16 protein-coding genes are annotated in these 15,184 nt (G+C 70.3%); 9 read left to right on the top strand and 7 right to left on the bottom strand.

The features are described from left to right. Window positions 1-4 precede the first annotated feature (4 nt). Window positions 5-232 (bottom strand): hypothetical protein, encoded by a 228-nt coding sequence (locus ASF20_RS25005; RefSeq protein WP_056214448.1) that lies wholly within the window; start codon window positions 230-232, stop codon window positions 5-7. A gap of 227 nt (window positions 233-459) precedes the next feature. Here ASF20_RS25005 and ASF20_RS14560 point away from each other — a divergent pair, with 227 nt between their 5' ends. Continuing rightward, window positions 460-1,206 (top strand): YebC/PmpR family DNA-binding transcriptional regulator, encoded by a 747-nt coding sequence (locus tag ASF20_RS14560; protein ID WP_056214451.1) that lies wholly within the window; start codon window positions 460-462, stop codon window positions 1,204-1,206. A 14-nt stretch (window positions 1,207-1,220) separates the two neighbouring features. Here the strand turns inward: ASF20_RS14560 and ASF20_RS14565 are convergent, their stop codons facing one another. Then, a complete protein-coding gene (locus ASF20_RS14565; RefSeq protein WP_056275180.1) occupies window positions 1,221-2,687 on the bottom strand; it encodes a methyl-accepting chemotaxis protein in 1,467 nt (488 codons plus the stop codon). A gap of 49 nt (window positions 2,688-2,736) precedes the next feature. Then, complete coding sequence (locus ASF20_RS14570) at window positions 2,737-2,931, bottom strand: hypothetical protein (RefSeq protein WP_056275182.1); 195 nt, start codon at window positions 2,929-2,931, stop codon at window positions 2,737-2,739. Between the two features lie 345 nt (window positions 2,932-3,276). Here ASF20_RS14570 and ruvC point away from each other — a divergent pair, with 345 nt between their 5' ends. Both ruvC and ASF20_RS14580 read left to right on the top strand, forming a co-directional pair. Continuing rightward, window positions 3,277-3,843 carry a crossover junction endodeoxyribonuclease RuvC gene (gene ruvC, locus ASF20_RS14575; RefSeq protein ID WP_056214464.1) on the top strand — a complete coding sequence of 189 codons (567 nt, stop codon included), beginning with the start codon at window positions 3,277-3,279 and terminating at the stop codon, window positions 3,841-3,843. Window positions 3,844-3,925: 82 nt separating this feature from the next. Next, window positions 3,926-4,696, top strand: coding sequence for a hypothetical protein (locus ASF20_RS14580; protein ID WP_056275184.1), 771 nt, complete (start codon window positions 3,926-3,928; stop codon window positions 4,694-4,696). On the opposite strand, the gene ASF20_RS14585 is transcribed toward ASF20_RS14580, so the two are convergent. Further along, on the bottom strand, window positions 4,680-5,336 hold the full coding sequence (locus ASF20_RS14585; protein WP_056275660.1) for a YceI family protein: 657 nt from the start codon (window positions 5,334-5,336) through the stop codon (window positions 4,680-4,682). The two genes, ASF20_RS14580 and ASF20_RS14585, sit on opposite strands and share 17 nt — an antisense overlap. Before the next feature lie 172 nt (window positions 5,337-5,508). Between ASF20_RS14585 and ruvA the strand changes: the two genes are divergently transcribed. The 3 genes from ruvA to bfr all read left to right on the top strand — a co-directional run bounded on the left by ruvA (window position 5,509) and on the right by bfr (window position 7,215). Beyond that, entirely contained in the window at window positions 5,509-6,126 is a 618-nt protein-coding gene (gene ruvA, locus ASF20_RS14590) for a Holliday junction branch migration protein RuvA (protein WP_056275662.1), read from the top strand. 259 nt (window positions 6,127-6,385) lie between these two features. Next, the gene (locus ASF20_RS14595) at window positions 6,386-6,655 is read left to right on the top strand and encodes a (2Fe-2S)-binding protein (RefSeq protein WP_056214472.1); all 270 of its coding nucleotides are present in this window, start codon (window positions 6,386-6,388) and stop codon (window positions 6,653-6,655) included. A gap of 62 nt (window positions 6,656-6,717) precedes the next feature. Continuing rightward, on the top strand, window positions 6,718-7,215 hold the full coding sequence (gene bfr / locus ASF20_RS14600) for a bacterioferritin (protein ID WP_056214475.1): 498 nt from the start codon (window positions 6,718-6,720) through the stop codon (window positions 7,213-7,215). A gap of 40 nt (window positions 7,216-7,255) precedes the next feature. Here bfr and ASF20_RS14605 read toward each other — a convergent pair whose 3' ends face one another. Then, the gene (locus tag ASF20_RS14605) at window positions 7,256-7,810 is read right to left on the bottom strand and encodes a Uma2 family endonuclease (protein ID WP_056275666.1); all 555 of its coding nucleotides are present in this window, start codon (window positions 7,808-7,810) and stop codon (window positions 7,256-7,258) included. Between the two features lie 276 nt (window positions 7,811-8,086). Between ASF20_RS14605 and ruvB the strand changes: the two genes are divergently transcribed. Further along, the gene (ruvB, locus tag ASF20_RS14610) at window positions 8,087-9,088 is read left to right on the top strand and encodes a Holliday junction branch migration DNA helicase RuvB (RefSeq protein WP_056215338.1); all 1,002 of its coding nucleotides are present in this window, start codon (window positions 8,087-8,089) and stop codon (window positions 9,086-9,088) included. A 124-nt stretch (window positions 9,089-9,212) separates the two neighbouring features. On the opposite strand, the gene ASF20_RS14615 is transcribed toward ruvB, so the two are convergent. Next, window positions 9,213-11,966 carry an EAL domain-containing protein gene (locus ASF20_RS14615; protein WP_056275186.1) on the bottom strand — a complete coding sequence of 918 codons (2,754 nt, stop codon included), beginning with the start codon at window positions 11,964-11,966 and terminating at the stop codon, window positions 9,213-9,215. Between the two features lie 342 nt (window positions 11,967-12,308). On the opposite strand from ASF20_RS14615, the gene ybgC reads away from it, so the two are divergent. Then, window positions 12,309-12,755, top strand: coding sequence for a tol-pal system-associated acyl-CoA thioesterase (gene ybgC, locus ASF20_RS24155; RefSeq protein ID WP_056275188.1), 447 nt, complete (start codon window positions 12,309-12,311; stop codon window positions 12,753-12,755). A 51-nt stretch (window positions 12,756-12,806) separates the two neighbouring features. Here the strand turns inward: ybgC and ASF20_RS14625 are convergent, their stop codons facing one another. Next, window positions 12,807-14,060, bottom strand: coding sequence for a methyl-accepting chemotaxis protein (locus ASF20_RS14625; RefSeq protein ID WP_200927235.1), 1,254 nt, complete (start codon window positions 14,058-14,060; stop codon window positions 12,807-12,809). Between the two features lie 394 nt (window positions 14,061-14,454). Between ASF20_RS14625 and tolQ the strand changes: the two genes are divergently transcribed. Continuing rightward, the gene (tolQ, locus tag ASF20_RS14630) at window positions 14,455-15,171 is read left to right on the top strand and encodes a protein TolQ (RefSeq protein WP_056214491.1); all 717 of its coding nucleotides are present in this window, start codon (window positions 14,455-14,457) and stop codon (window positions 15,169-15,171) included. Window positions 15,172-15,184: the final 13 nt, after the last annotated feature.

The raw sequence follows: 15,184 nt of genomic DNA on the forward strand, positions 1-15,184 counted from the left end.
GACGTCAGGGCCCGGGGCGCCGCGTCCCGCCGCGTCCGGGCGGCGCGCCCTCGGCGCGGGTCGGAAACAGCATCGCGCCGGCGACGATCCCGAGCGCGCCCGCGAGGCCGAGCTTGAGCCAGCGCGGTGTCGTCGGCGCGTCCCGATGGGTCTGCGCGTCCGGCCCGGGCCGGGCGCGGAAATCCCTGCCGGAGCTTTCGGGCCGTGCCCGATCGATGGCCTGCTGTGTCATCGCCCCAGGATAGTCCCTGTCCCCCGGATAGCCATGGGGGATACCGCCCGCGGCCGCGCACGCTGCGGCGCAGCGTTGTCAGGGGCGCGGCCCGCGGCCTATAAGCCGGCCAACCCCGTTTCCGTCCGGCTTCGCGGACCCGCCGCCCCGGCACATGGCCCCTGCACATGGCCCCGGCACCTGGCCCCCGCGATCCGGTCTCGTTCCTACCAGTCTAGGGTCACGTCATGGCCGGCCATTCCCAGTTCAAGAACATCATGCACCGGAAGGGCCGCGTCGACGCGGTCCGCTCGAAGCTGTTCGGCAAGCTCGCCCGCGAGATCACCGTCGCGGCCAAGCTCGGGCTGCCGGACCCGGCGATGAATGCGCGTCTGCGCGCCGCCATCATCGCGGCCCGCGCCGAGAACGTGCCCAAGGACAACATCGAGCGCGCGATCAAGAAGGCGCAGGGGGCCGATGCGGAGAGCTACGACGAGATCCGCTACGAGGGCTACGGCCCCGGCGGCGCCGCCCTGATCGTCGAGGCGCAGACCGACAACCGCAACCGCACGGCCAGCGACGTGCGCTCGGCCTTCACGAAGTCGGGCGGCAGCCTGGCGGAGACGGGCGCCGTCTCCTTCATGTTCGACCATGTCGGCGTGGTGGAGTTCGACGCCAAGGTGGCGGATGCCGACACCATGCTGGAGGCTGCCATCGAGGCCGGCGCCGACGACGTGCGCTCGGACGAATCCGGCCACGAGATCACCTGCGCGCAGGAGGCCTACGGCGAGGTCTCGAAGGCCCTGGAGGCCCGCTTCGGCGAGCCGCGCCGCACGGCCCTCGTGTGGAAGGCGCAGAACACCATCGAGGTCGACGACGAGACCGGCGAGAAGCTGATCCGCCTCGTCGAGGTGATCGAGGACCAGGACGACGTCCAGAACGTCTTCGTGAACTTCGCGCTCTCGGACGCCCTGATGGAGAAGCTCCAGGGCTGATCGAAGCCGGCCCGTCAGGCGGCCTTCAGGGTTTCGAGGACGCGGTTCACCTCGGTGCCGAGCTGATCGGCCTCCTGCGCCAGCGCGGAGGCCGAGACGAGAACCGAGGCGGCCGCGGCACCCGTCGCTTCGGCCGACTGGGCGACGCCCCCGATGGTGTCGGTGATCGCCCCCGTGCCGGTCGCCGCCGCGCCCACGTTGCGGATGATCTCCCGGGTCGCGGAGCCCTGCTGGTCCACCGCCGCCGCGATGGCGTCCGCGGTCCGGCTCATGGTGCGGATCTGCGCGGCGATGGCCTCGATGGCCGTCACCGCCTCGCCGGTCGTCCCCTGGATCGCGTGGATCTGCTGCGTGATCTCCTCCGTCGCCCGGGCGGTCTGGCTGGCGAGTTCCTTAACCTCGGCCGCTACAACGGCGAAGCCGCGACCGGCCTCGCCGGCCCGTGCCGCCTCGATCGTCGCGTTGAGGGCGAGCAGGTTGGTCTGGCCGGCGATGCCCGAGATCAGGCCGACGACGTCCCCGATCCGGGCCGCGCCCGTGCTCAGGGCGTGAACCAGGCGGCCGGTGGCATCGGCCTGCCCCACCGCGCCCTGGGCCATCCGGGCCGAATCCGCGACCTGCCGGCCGATCTCCGCGACGGTGGCGCCGAGTTCCTCGGCCGCACCGGCCACCCGACCGACATTCTGCGCGGCCATCTCGGCGGTGCCGACCACGGACCCGGCGCGCCCCGCCGTGCCCTCTGCCGTTCCCGTCATGGTCTGCGCGCTGCCCTGCAGCGCCCCCGCCGCCTGCGTGACCCGGCTCAGGATGCCGCTCACCGTCGACTCGAAGGACCGGGCGGTCTGCCGCAGGGCGGCCCTGCGCTGCGCATCGGCGCCCTCCCGCGCCAGCGCGGTCTCCGATTCCAGAGCCTGCATGCGCTCCATCTGGGCGCGGATGGCGCCCTCGGAGGCCGCCTGCGCCGCGAAGGCCGTCGCGAGGGTGCGGGCGACCCAGGCCAGCACGCCCGTTTCGAGGATCAGGATGACCGCGTGCAGCATCACGCGGGCGAGGTCCGAGCGCTGGGCGGCGCCGGAGAAGATCAGGGCCGGCATCGCGAGGTTCAGGGTGAGGTGGTGCCCGGCGACGGCGGCGGCGCAGGCCACCAGGATGGTCCAGTCGCACCAGGCGACGATCACCGCCAGGCCGGCGAAGAAATACATGTGCAGGTCGACCTGCCACGGATGCCCGGCGAAGGCCGAGAGCAGGATCGCGGCCATGCCGATCAGGGACAGGCTGCTCACCAGCCGGGTCGCCGGGCCGATGGCGGAGCGCCGCCACATCAGCGTGCTGAGGCCGGCGAGGGCGCCGGCGACCGACACCGGCACCAGCATCGGATTGCCGGCGATCCAGGCGGCGAGCACGACGATCGGCAGGTGCAGCCAGAGGAGGCCGATGAGGAAGCGGCCGAAACGCTGCCGAAGGGTGTCGAGGGTCGTCATCGCCGGGTCGGATCCAGAGGGGAGCGTCGGGGTCTTCGGGTCGGAGCGATCAGGTTCGCGAGGCGGGCGTGCAGCCCGTCGCGAACCGGGCGTCGGGGACGAGCCGGGCTCCGGACGCGTCGAGCCGGGAGACGCGGTCGGAGGATCCGGCGCGCGCCGCCAGACCGGCCGGCAGGATCGGGGTCGCGAGGATCGCCACGGGTCCGCGGAGCCGGTTCGGGCGATGGGCCTGGGCGTCGATCACGAGGAAACCCGTCCGCCTGAATGGTGTCCTGTGAGAATACGGGCGAACAGTCTAAGGAGCGGTTACAGGGCCGTCTGGGATCGGGGAGGTCCCCGCGCCGGTCTGCCTGTCTCGTCCGATCGATCCGCGTCCTTCGTAACGACCGCCCCGCGCGGACGCATCGCGTCCGTTTGGTCCGACGAGAGGTCCGGATTTCCTTGCGACGGGTTTGTTCGGTCCGTCGCGCCACCGCGGCCGCCATCGCCGCGGCGCGGATTGGCATAACGCTCCGTTCACGGTATGTCCCTAACGCTCGGACGGCGCGATCTTCGCGCCCGGAGCCGCGCCAGCCATGACCCAGTCCGCATGACCGTTCCCGTTCGCATCCTCGGCATCGATCCGGGCCTGCGGCGCACCGGCTGGGGCGTCGTCACGGCCACGGGGACCAAGCTCGCCTACGTGGATTGCGGCGTCGTCACCTCGGACGGGGACCTGCCGCTCGCCCTGCGCCTGCGCGAGCTCTACGAGGGCATCACCCGCATCGTCGGGGCCTTCCAGCCGGACGAGGTCTCGGTCGAGGAGACCTTCGTCAACAAGGACGCGCAGGCGACGCTGAAGCTCGGCCATGCCCGCGCGGTGGCGCTGCTGGTCCCGGCGCTCGCCGGCATGCCGGTGTTCGAGTATTCCGCCAACCTGATCAAGAAGACGGTCGCGGGCTCGGGACATGCCGACAAGGTCCAGATCCAGGCCATGGTGAAGTTCCTGCTGCCGAAGGCCGAGTTCAAGGTGGCCGACGCGGCGGATGCGCTCGCCATCGCCATCACCCACAACAGCCACCGGGGCGCCCATGCCCTCAAGCGCCAGCACGCCCCCGTGGCCGGGACGAGCAGCCTGGCGGCGGCCCGCATCGCGGCGGCCCTGGCGCGCACCTGACCGCGCCGCGCCCTGGACTCCGCCCGGGCGCTTGTGCAGTGCCTCTGTGCGCGACGCGCGCGCGGGGCGGAGATCGAACGGAATGGCCCACCAGGGAACGACGCGGCCGGCGCTGCCGGTCGGCGAGACGCTGCGGGAGGGCGTGCGGTCCGCGCTTCCGGCGATCCGCGCCCTCGGCTCGGCGACCACCGCGGCGTTCCTCGTCGTCCTGGCCAAGGAGGCGGCCCACACGCTGATGGGCGACCCGACGCGTCCCGCGCGCTTCCAGGACGACCTCTTCCTGGTCGACGGCCTCTGCACGATCCTGCTCGCCCCCTACTGGATGGCGATGTTCCGGCTCCTCCTCGGGGCCGACGGCTCCGTGCGGGCGGTCGTGGCGGGCCGGGCGGGGCCGTTCCAGGACTTCCTCGCCCTCGAGCTGTTCTGGCTCCTGGTCAGCGGGGTGCTGGACCGGGGCCTCGCGCCGGAGCGGCTCGGTCCGGGTCCGCTGATCGTCGGCCTGCTCGCCTGGATCGCCCTCCTGCTCCTGCAGATCTGGACAAGCCTGCTCGCGCCGGCCCTGGCGGTCGGCGCCCCCGAGGCGACCCTGCGCGGCGTGCTCGCGATGACCCGTGGATCGGCCGCCCGAATCGGCGTGATCCTCGTGGCCACGATCCTGCCGCTCGGCCTCGTGGACCGGATGCTGCACGCGCCCGAGCGCTCCGGGGCCGACCTGCCCCCCGTCGTCCTGGCCGTCCGGATCCTCGCCTCCAGCCTGATCGACATGGCGCTGCTCGTCCTGGTGACGGCCCTCCTCGCCGCGATCTACCGGCGCCTGGGGCCGTCGGGGCGCGGCCTCACTCCACGGCCTTGAACTCGCCCTCGAGCCGCAGGGACACCTCGTCGCCGAGGAGCGGCAGGAAGGCGTTGATGCCGAAATCCGAGCGCTTGATCACCGCCCGTCCGTCGAAGCCGACCGTGTAGGCCTGGTTCACCGGGTTGATCCCGGCCTGGTTGAAGGTGGCGTCGAAGGCCACCGGCCGCGTCACCCCCTTGAGCGTCAGGTCGCCGTTGACCCGCGCGGTGGCGGGGCTCGTCGGCTCGATGCTGGTCGCGGTGAACGTGGCCTTGGGGAACTTTGCGGTGTCGAAGAAGTCCGGCGCCTTGAGGTGCTGGTTGAGCCGGTCGTTGAGGCCGTTGACGCTGTCGGTGCCGATGGTGACCGTGAGGGTGGATTTGGCCGGCTCCTTCGGGTCGAGCACCGCCTGCGCGGTCACGTCGGTGATCTGGCCGTAATAGGTCGAGAAGCCGAGGTGGCTCACCGACCAGGTGATCTTGCCGTGGGCGGAATCGAGCACGTAGGCGCCCGGACGCACCTGGGTCGGATCGCTGGAGGGCGCGGCCGGCGTGGCCGGTGCCGGCGGGGTCGGTGCCGGTGCCGGCGTCTCGGCCGCCCGGGCCGCGCCGGCGGTGAACAGGAGCCCGGAGGCGAGGAGCAGCGCGGTCTGGCGCATCGAGACGGTCATCCGTGTGTGTCGGGCAGGGCGCCTTTGATTTCACGAACGCCGCGCGGCCTCAAGGCGGGCCGGCCGCCGTCGCGACGGAGCACATGGCGCTCGGGCGCGCCGGCCTGTAGGCAATCCGCCGACGGATGGGCATCCGGCGGCGCGAGGGATGGGCGAGGCGATGATCGGCAAGCTGAAGGGCGTGGTGGATTCCTATGGCGAGGATTTCGTGATCCTCGACGTGCAGGGCGTCGGCTACGTGGTCCACTGCTCCGCCCGGACGCTCCAGCGCCTGCCCGGCATCGGCGAGGCGGCGGACCTCGCCATCGAGACCCATGTCCGGGAGGACATGATCCGGCTCTACGGCTTCCGCTCGGATGCCGAGCGCGAGTGGTTCCGCCTGCTCCAGACCGTGCAGGGCGTGGGCAGCAAGGTCGCCCTCGGCCTGCTCTCGGTGCTCGAGCCCGGGGCCCTCGCCTCGGCCATCGCCATGGGCGACAAGGGCTCGGTGGCGCGGGCCCCCGGCGTCGGCCCGCGCCTCGCCGCCCGCCTCGTGGCGGAACTCAAGGACAAGGCCCCGGCCTTCGCGCCCATCGATCCCGCGGTGATCGCGCTGTCCGGCGCGGTCGAGGCCCGCACGGCGCCGCAGCCCGTCGCCGACGCCATCTCGGCCCTGGTCAATCTCGGCTACGCCCCGGTCCAGGCCTCCGCGGCGATCGCCGAGGCCCTCAAGAACGCGGGCGAGGGCGCCGAGGCCAAGACCCTCATCCGGCTGGGATTGCGCGAACTCGCCCGGTGACGGCCCGTCGATCGTTGGGGCGCGACGGAATTGTGCCCTTGACGCTCGCCATTCCCGTTGCCAGTTTGGAAGGAGACAGCTAACCTGCTGAAAGTAAAGCAGTTTTCAATTATTCTAATCTACGCGCCAATCCGATGCACGGGCTCAGCTTTTGCGCTCTGGCGTCAACACCGCCTCAGATTCGACGAAGTGGCCGGGTGAAACCCCCACCCGGCGGCCTCTACCCGACACGCGAGCCACGCACGAGTCACGGTCCCGCATGATCGTCTGTTCCTGCAACGTCCTGTCCGATCGCGCGGTGCGCGCCTGCCTGCATCGCGGCCCGGATTGTCCGCGCACGCCGGCCCAGGTCCAGGCCTGCCTCGGGTGCAGCCCGAAATGCGGGCGCTGCGCCCGGACCATCCGCGGCATCCTGCAGAACGCCCTCGAAAATGCCCGCGATGAGGCCGCGCATGCGTGCACGGCGACTTGCGCGAGCTCCTGTAGTTTGGTCAAGGTCCAGGCTGCGGAGGAGGGGATCGCCGCCTGAGCGCCCATTCCGGGTGCTGAAGCTCCCCTCCGGCTTAACGTGCCTCAAGGGAGATTGGGCGGATGAAGGGTGATGCGAAGGTCGTCGAGTACCTCAATCGGGGACTGCGCAGCGAGCTCACGGCGGTCAGCCAGTACTGGCTCCATTTCCGCATGCTCAACGACTGGGGTTACATCGAGCTCGCCAAGTTCTGGCGCAAGGAATCCATCGAGGAGATGAACCACGCGGATCGGTTCGTTGACCGGATCCTGTTCCTCGACGGCTTCCCGAACCTGCAGGAACTCGATCCCCTGCGGATCGGTCAGAATGTCCAGGAGATCATCGAGTGCGATCTCGCCGCCGAGAACGAGGCGCGCGCGCTGTACCTCGAGGCGGCCAAGTACTGTGATTCGATCAACGACCGGGTGTCGAAGCGCCTGTTCGAGGATCTGGCCGAGGACGAGGAGGGCCATATCGACTTCCTCGAGACGCAGCTGGAGCTGATCGGCCAGATCGGCCTGCCCCTCTACGCCCAGAAGCACATCGGCGGCCTGGAGCCGATCGCTCCCGAAGCCGAATAAAGGTAGGAATGATGGGGCGCCGGGCTTCGAGGCCCGGCGCTCAAACGGATAGGACCCGAAAGTAGATATCGCGCAGGGGCAGCACCGCCTGGATCGTCGAAAGATCGAGGACCTCATCGAGGCCATCGATCACCCGATACCCGCTCCAGCGTCCTTCGATGCGGTCGAAGACCTCGAGATGCGGCCGGTCCCGCGCCACCAGCACATAGTGCTGAAGTGAGGCGAGCTGCTGATAGACGGCCCACTTCTCGAAGCGATCCCGGGCCTCGGTCCCAGGCGAGAGCACCTCGACCAGGACCGTGGGATTCTCAACAGACGTTGCGCCTGGTTCGATGTCGCCGCAGACGACGAGCACATCCGGAAGCATCGCGGCCTCCAGGGTTTTGCTCTTCATGTAGAATGTTTCGGTGAAGGTCTGGCAGGACGATCCCTTCGCGCGAAAACCGACTTCCAGGCCCAGGGCGATGTTCTGGACGATCCGCGCATGCTCCCAGCGCGCGCCGACCATCATCCGGACCACGCGTCCCCCGATCAGCTCCCAGCGCTCGTTACGGGGCTTATCGGCCAGCAACTCCTCGAAGTCGTCGAGGGCCATCCGTTCGAATTCCTGCGACGCACCGCCCACGGGAAGCTCTCCGCCTGCGACGAACCAGCGCCCCACACGCCCTGCGCCGCGACGGGAATGTAGCGCGAACGGCGCCGTTATGCGACATCCGCCAGGAGAACAGATGATGGACGCTGGCCCCGGCCCCCACCGAGAATCCGTGTGAGCAAACCTGCGAGACCCACCTCGAAGGCATCGGCGCCCAAATCGCCGACCCTCCATCCGCTTCCCGAATCGCTCCTCACGCCCGAGCGGCGCGAGGACGACCTGGAGCAGTCGATCCGGCCCTTGAGCCTGTCCGAATTCATCGGACAGCGGGCGGCGCGCGCCAACATGAGCATCTTCATCGAGTCGGCCAAGAAGACCGGTTCGGCCCTGGACCACGTGCTGTTCGTCGGGCCGCCCGGCCTCGGCAAGACGACGCTGGCGCAGATCGTCGCCCGCGAACTCGGGGTGAACTTCCGCTCCACCTCCGGCCCGGTCATCGCCAAGGCGGGCGACCTCGCCGCCCAGCTGACGAACCTGGAAGAGCGCGACGTGCTCTTCATCGACGAGATCCACCGCCTCAATCCGGCGGTGGAGGAGATCCTCTATCCGGCGATGGAGGATTACCAGCTCGACCTCATCATCGGCGAGGGGCCGGCCGCCCGCTCGGTGAAGATCGAGCTGCCCAAGTTCACCCTGGTCGGGGCCACCACCCGCGCCGGCCTGCTGACCACGCCCCTGCGCGACCGGTTCGGCATTCCGATCCGGCTGGAATTCTACGACGTCGACGAGCTCGAGCTGATCGTCAGCCGGGGCGCCCGGGTGCTCGGCCTCGGCATGTCGCCGGAGGGCGCCAACGAGATCGCCAAGCGCGCCCGGGGGACGCCCCGCATCGCCGGGCGGCTGCTGCGCCGGGTGCGCGACTTCGCCATCGTGGCCGATGCGCCCACGGTGACCCGCGCCATCGCCGACCGGGCGCTGCAACTCCTCGACGTCGATCCGGCGGGCCTCGACGTGATGGACCGCAAGTACCTGACGATGATCGCGAGCTCCTTCAACGGCGGGCCGGTCGGGATCGAGACCATCGCGGCCGCGCTGTCGGAGCCCCGCGACGCGATCGAGGACATCATCGAGCCGTTCCTGATCCAGAAGGGGTTCGTCCAGCGCACCCCGCGCGGGCGCATGCTCACGCCCCACGCCTTCCGCCACATGGGCTTTCCCGAGCCCCGGCGCGAACCGAGCGGGCAGTTCGGCCTGTTCAACGCCGGCGACCCGGACGCCTGAACGGCGTGCGGCCGAGGGATCGTACCAAATCCTTCCGATCCCTACGGGATGGCGGATTTGGGCTTCGCTCGAGCGCCGCGCGGGCTTGCCGATCCGGGCCCGCTTCGCTCGAGCGGACCCCGTATCAGGCCGCGTCGCGCTGGTGCGTCCGGTCGGACCGCGCGTCCGCGCGATCCGGCGGGGCGAAGGTCCGGCGGGTCAGGATGTCCGTGAGGTCGGGCGCCGGCCGGGCCCGACTGAAGAGGAAGCCCTGCAGCGCGTCGCAGCCTTCCGCCTCGAGGAGGGCGGCCTGTTCGGCCGTCTCGACGCCCTCGGCGACGACGCCCATGTTGCAGGCCTTGCCGAGGCCCACCAGGGCCCGGACGATGGCGATGGCGCCCCCGTCCTGCCCGAGGGTGCGGACGAAGGACTGATCGATCTTGAGCGTGTCGAAGGGAAACCGGCGCAGGTAGCTGACGCTCGAATAGCCCGTGCCGAAATCGTCCATCGCGATCCGGACACCGAGGCTCTTCAGGCGATGCAGGATCCGGAAGGTGTCGGCGTGGTCGCGCAGGAGCACGGATTCGGTGATCTCCAGTTCCAGCCGGCTCGCCACGAGTCCGGCGCCGATCAGCGCCCGCGTCACGTCCTCGACGAGGTCGCCGCGGAGGAACTGCACGGAGGAGAGATTGACGGCGATCGTAAGCGTGTCCGGCCAGATCGCCGCGTCGCGGCAGGCCTGGGCCAGGACCCAGGCGCCGATCGACCGGATCAGGCCCATCTCCTCGGCCAGGGGAATGAAGGTCGCCGGACCGATCAGGCCCTCCTGGGGATGGCGCCAGCGCAGCAGCGCCTCGAAGCCCTTGAGGGTCCGGGTCCCGGCCGCGACGAGGGGCTGGTAGTGCAGCTCGAACTGCCCGGCCGCCAAGGCGCGCCGCAGCTCGGTCCCGAGCTGGTGCCGGCGCTGGATGTCCACGTCCATGTCGGTCTCGAAGAAGCGCCAGGTGCCCCGGCCCGCCGCCTTGGCCTGGTACAGGGCCACGTCGGCACGGCGCAGGACGGCGTCGCTCTCGGTGTCCGTCGGCTCCACGAGGGCGATGCCGATGCTGGTGCCGATGACGATCTCCCGGTCCTGGACCGCGAAGGGCATCTGGAGCATCGCGACGAGGCGCGCGGCGAGATCGGCCGCCTCCCCGGGCGCGACGATCCCGGACTGCACGATGGCGAACTCGTCGCCCCCCAGGCGCGCGACGAAATCGGACGGGCGCAGGCATTCCCGCAGGCGCTGCCCCGCCAGGCACAGGAGGGCATCCCCGGCCGGATGACCCAGGGTGTCGTTGACCCCCTTGAAGCCGTCGAGGTCGAGGTAGAGCACCGCCGTCCGCCTGCCGCCGCGGCCGGCGAGCACGCCCGCCATGTGCTCGCGCAGGAAGGCCCGGTTGGGCAATCCGGTCAGCGCATCGTGGCGCGCCATCCGGACGATCTGCGCCTCGCTCCGGCGGCGCTCCGTGACGTCCTCGTGCGTGCATTGCCAGCCGCCCCGGATCGGAACGTGCTTGACGGCAATGGCCCGCCCATCGGCGAGATCCCAGGTGAAGGAGGCCGGCGATCGCGCGGCCTCCTCCGGGGCGGGCCAGGGCGGAGCGCGATCGCCGTTGCTCGCCGTGAGATAGGACCGGATGGCCGCCAGCGTCGTGCCGGGCTGGCGCAGGTCCGGCGGGACGCCGTGCAGCGCGACGTAGCGCGCGTTCATCACGATCAGCCGGTTGTCCTGGTCGAACAGGCAGAGCCCTTGGGTCATGGTGTCGAGGGCGACCCCGAAGCGGGCATATTGCGTGCGCAGCGCGTGCTCGCTGCGGGCCCGCTCCTCCGCGCGCAGGAGCCGTTCCTGGCCGCCGGCCTGGCGCCGGCCGAGCACGAAGAGCCCGACGAGCCCGAGGTCGAGGAGGCCGGCGGCCGCGCCCAGCACCGTGGCCTGGCGGCGCCAGGGCGCCAGGGCCGCCGCGGTGGTGCGGCTGACGCTCAGGGTCGCCGGATAGGTCGAGAGGGCCCGGGTCGCGATGAGCCGGTCCTGCTGGTCGATCGGGCTGACGGTCCGGGTGACGCCGCCGGCCTTGTTCTGCAGGGCGATCAGGGCGGCCCCGGTCGTGGTGTACCCGCGTCCGATCGCGTTGTCCCGATGCGGATGGCGCACCAGCAGCACGCCGTCGGTGCGGAACAGCGAGATCACGTAATCGGGCTGCGGCGCGATCTGGCCGTAGAGGCCGGCGAAGTACTCCAGCTCCACCGCGCCGAGCACCAGCCCGAGGAACGTCCCGTCCGGGGCGGAGATCTTGCGGGCGATGTACAGGGTCCAGGTTCCGTTGCCGCGGTTCTGCACCGGCTCGCTGACGAAGCGCTGGAGCAGCGGGTCCGAGGCCAGGGCCTTGAAGTAGGCCCGGTCGGCGATGTTGACGTCCGGGATGGGCCAGAACCGGGTGAAGTTGCGCAGGGTCCCGGTGTGATCGACCACCGTGACGGCGTTGACCTGGGGCAGGGCCGCCGTGCGGGCGCGCAGGGACTCGTGCATGGCGCGCGTCGAGACCTGGGCCGCGAAGGCCGCGGGCGTGGCGATCTCGGCGGCGCGGATCTCGTCGATGAGGGCGTCCTGCACGAGCTCGATCGCCTGCAGGGCCCGGTCGGCCTGATCCGCCAGGACGGTGGCGAGGCTGACGAGGTTCTGCTCGGTATCGGCGACGGCCCGGCCGTGCAGGTCCGCGATGAAGAGCCCCGCCCCCGCGGCGATCGCCAAGCCGAGAACACCACCCGCGGATGCGAGCAGCACGATGGAGCCGGCGTGAAGGGTTTTCGCCAGGGCGATCAGATGAGCCGATCGCTTCCGAACGCTGGCCGTAAGCATGTTCCTATCCTTGTACCGCCACGGCGGCACAGACATCGCCCCGGAGCGACTCGGCGTTGCTTCCCGGGGGGGCGCCAAGTGCTCGGCGCTCCAGCGCCTTCCGGTGGATCAACGTGGGAACGCCTTAATTTTCCGTCCGTGCTTTCCGGCGGAATCTTTGCTCCGCCCGCGCCGAAACCCGCGCCGTCGACGCGCAGCCTCCCGCGGGACCGCGTTGCTCGCCCCTCGGAATCTGCTAGAGCGGCCCACCGCTCGCGGACGCTGCGCACCCCGTCGCGGAGGCCTCGGCGGGCGGTCTGCGGGCCGCGGGGGGCGTTCATCACGAATCCGGGAGCCGCCACGTTGACCCAGCCCGAACCCGGCGTGCACGCCCTCGCGGTGCGCGTCTATTACGAGGACACCGACTTCTCGGGCTTCGTCTACCACGCGAGCTACCTGCGCTTCATGGAGCGGGGACGCACCGAACTCCTGCGCGGGCTCGCGGGCGACCAGTCCGACCTGCACCGGGATGCGGCCGGAATGCACTTCGTCGTGCGCCGCATGGTGATCGACTATGCCAAGCCGGCGCGGATGGACGACCTCCTCGAGGTCCGGACCTGGACGACCGCGATGAAGGGCGCCTCGATGCACCTCGCCCAGGAGGTCCGGCGGGACGGCGCGGTGCTGGTGAAGGCCGAGGTCGTCGTCGCCTGCGTGCGCGACGGTCGCGCGATCCGCCTGCCCGACAGCCTGCGGCGGCTCCTGTCCCCGGAGCGCGACGACCCCGATCCCACGCCCCGGTCATCGTAGCGGGGCCTGTGCCGACGTCCGGTCCCGCGCCCGGAGGTGGCCGCGTCCGCGTCAGATCTTGCGGACTTCGCCCAGGAAGAGCTTGACCGCGCCCGCCACCGCCTCGATCTCGCGATTGAGATCCGCGGTCGCGCGCAGCATGCTCTGGGCCGCGTCGGCCGAATCCGTCGCGCTCGTGGCGACGGCGGCGACGCTGGAACTCACCGTCTCGGTCCGGCCCGAGGCTTCCTCGACGCTGCGGCGGATCTCGGTGGCGGTGGCCGACTGCTCCTCCACGGCCGAGCCGATGGAGATGGCGCTCTCGTCGATCCTCCCGATGATGCCGGCGATGCGCTCGATGGTGGAGGCCGTGGACGTCGTCGCGGCCTGGATCATCGCGACCTGACGGGACACGTCGTCCGTCGCCCGGGCGGTCTGGGCCGCCAGTTCCTTGACCTCGCTGGCCACGACGGCGAAGCCGCGCCCGGCCGGCCCGGCGCGGGCCGCCTCGATGGTCGCGTTGAGGGCGAGGAGGTTGGTCTGGCTGGCGATCTGCCCGATCATCCCGACGACCTGGCCGATATGACCGGAATTCTCGCTGAGGGCGCGCACGCGCGTCACCGCCTCGCGGGCCTCCTCCACCGCCTCGCCCGTCACGGACCGGGAGCGGTCCATCTGCTGCGTGATCTCGGCATTGGCGGTGTTGAGTTCCTCGACGGCGCGGGCCACCGTCCGGACGTTGGCCGAGGTGCCGGACGCGCCGCGCGACGCCGTCGCGGCGGCCGCGGAGGTTTCGCCCGTCTTCTCCAGGACCTGGTTGGCCGCGTGGCGCAGGGTGTCGGTGGCACCGCCGGCGCCGTCGAGGGCCGCCCGGATGGCCCCGTCGAAGGCCGTGATCGCGTCGGCGAATGGCGTCACGTCGGCCCAGGACAGGACGGCGGCGATGTAGGCGCCCTGCGCCATCACCGCCGAGACATGCAGGTCGAGCGTCTTGGGGCCGAGGCGGATCTTCGTGTGCCAGGGCAGGCGCGACGGGTCCGCCACGATGCTGCGCTGGTGCTGGGGGTTCTTGTGAAACACATCCATCGAGGTTCCGACCATGCGGTCGGGATCGACGTCCTGGGGCAGGTCTTGCCGCAGCGCGTGCATGGTCTCGATGCTGCGCCGGTTGGCGAACGTGATGTTCGCGCTCACGGGATCGACGACGAGCACGTTGACCGGCAGCGCATCGAGGACTGCTTCCAGATCCATCTGCGGCGAGACCTTGGCCCGGTTCTCGGCGTGGGGGCGGCGCCATGCGTCCAGTATCGTTCTCTGGGTTTTCATCGTAGCGACCCGCCGGAATTTGGTCTTCGATAGCAATGATCTAGTTTTATCTGTGATGATGCTTAAAATTTCGTTAAAGCGCAGTTGAGCCGTTCGTGTTCAGCCTCTGGACAAATGTTGTTCTCCGGCGGCCTTCGCCGAGGACGCTCGGCGGACATCCCGATCCCTCGGCCCCCTCCGGGGCTCCGCCCGCGCGGGCCGCAAGGGAATGTTAACCCTGCCGGGTGCTTAACTGCCCTCGGGCCGGACGGGTGCACTGCACACGGCCGGCTCATACTTTCGACAGATTCGCGGGCCATTGAGCCTTGAAATCGCTCAAAGTTCCGGTTGAAGCGCGCAGGACGGACCACCGGTTCCGTGACGGCTCCGCGCGGGGTTTTTCGAGGATCATGTCATGAACCCAGCCGATGCCATGCAGGCGATGCCGGCCCCCGACATGACCCTGCTCGGCCTGTTCCTGCAGGCGCATTTCGTCGTCAAGATCGTGATGCTCGGGCTGATCGGGGCCTCGATCTGGTGCTGGTCGATCATCGTCGACAAGACCCTCCTGTTCCGCCGCACCAAGGCCGAGATGGACGCCTTCGAGGAGGCCTTCTGGTCCGGCCGCTCCCTGGAGGAGCTCTATCGCTCGTTCAACGACCGGCAGCCGGTGGGGCAGGGCGCTCTGTTCGTGGCCGCGATGCGCGAGTGGAAGCGCTCCTTCGAGGGCTCCGGGCGCCAGATCCAGAGCCTGTCCCAGCGCATCGACAAGGTGCTGGACGTGACGATCCAGCGCGAGGTCGAGCGCCTCGAGTCGCGCCTGCTCTTCCTCGCCTCCATCGGGTCGGCCGGTCCCTATATCGGCCTGTTCGGCACGGTCTGGGGCATCATGACCGCCTTCACGTCGATCGCCGCCTCCAAGAACACCTCGCTGGCCGTGGTGGCGCCGGGCATCGCCGAGGCGCTGTTCGCCACCGCCATCGGCCTGTTCGCCGCCATTCCGGCGGTGCTCGCCTACAACAAGCTGCAGTCCACGGTGGCCAAGAACCAGTCGCGCCTCGAAGGCTTCGCCGACGAGTTCTCCGCCATCCTCTCGCGGCAGATCGACGAGCGCCTCTCGCTCGTCGCCTGACCCCACCCCCACA

The sequence above is a fragment of the Methylobacterium sp. Leaf88 genome (assembly GCF_001422795.1).
Taxonomy (GTDB): Bacteria; Pseudomonadota; Alphaproteobacteria; order Rhizobiales; family Beijerinckiaceae; genus Methylobacterium.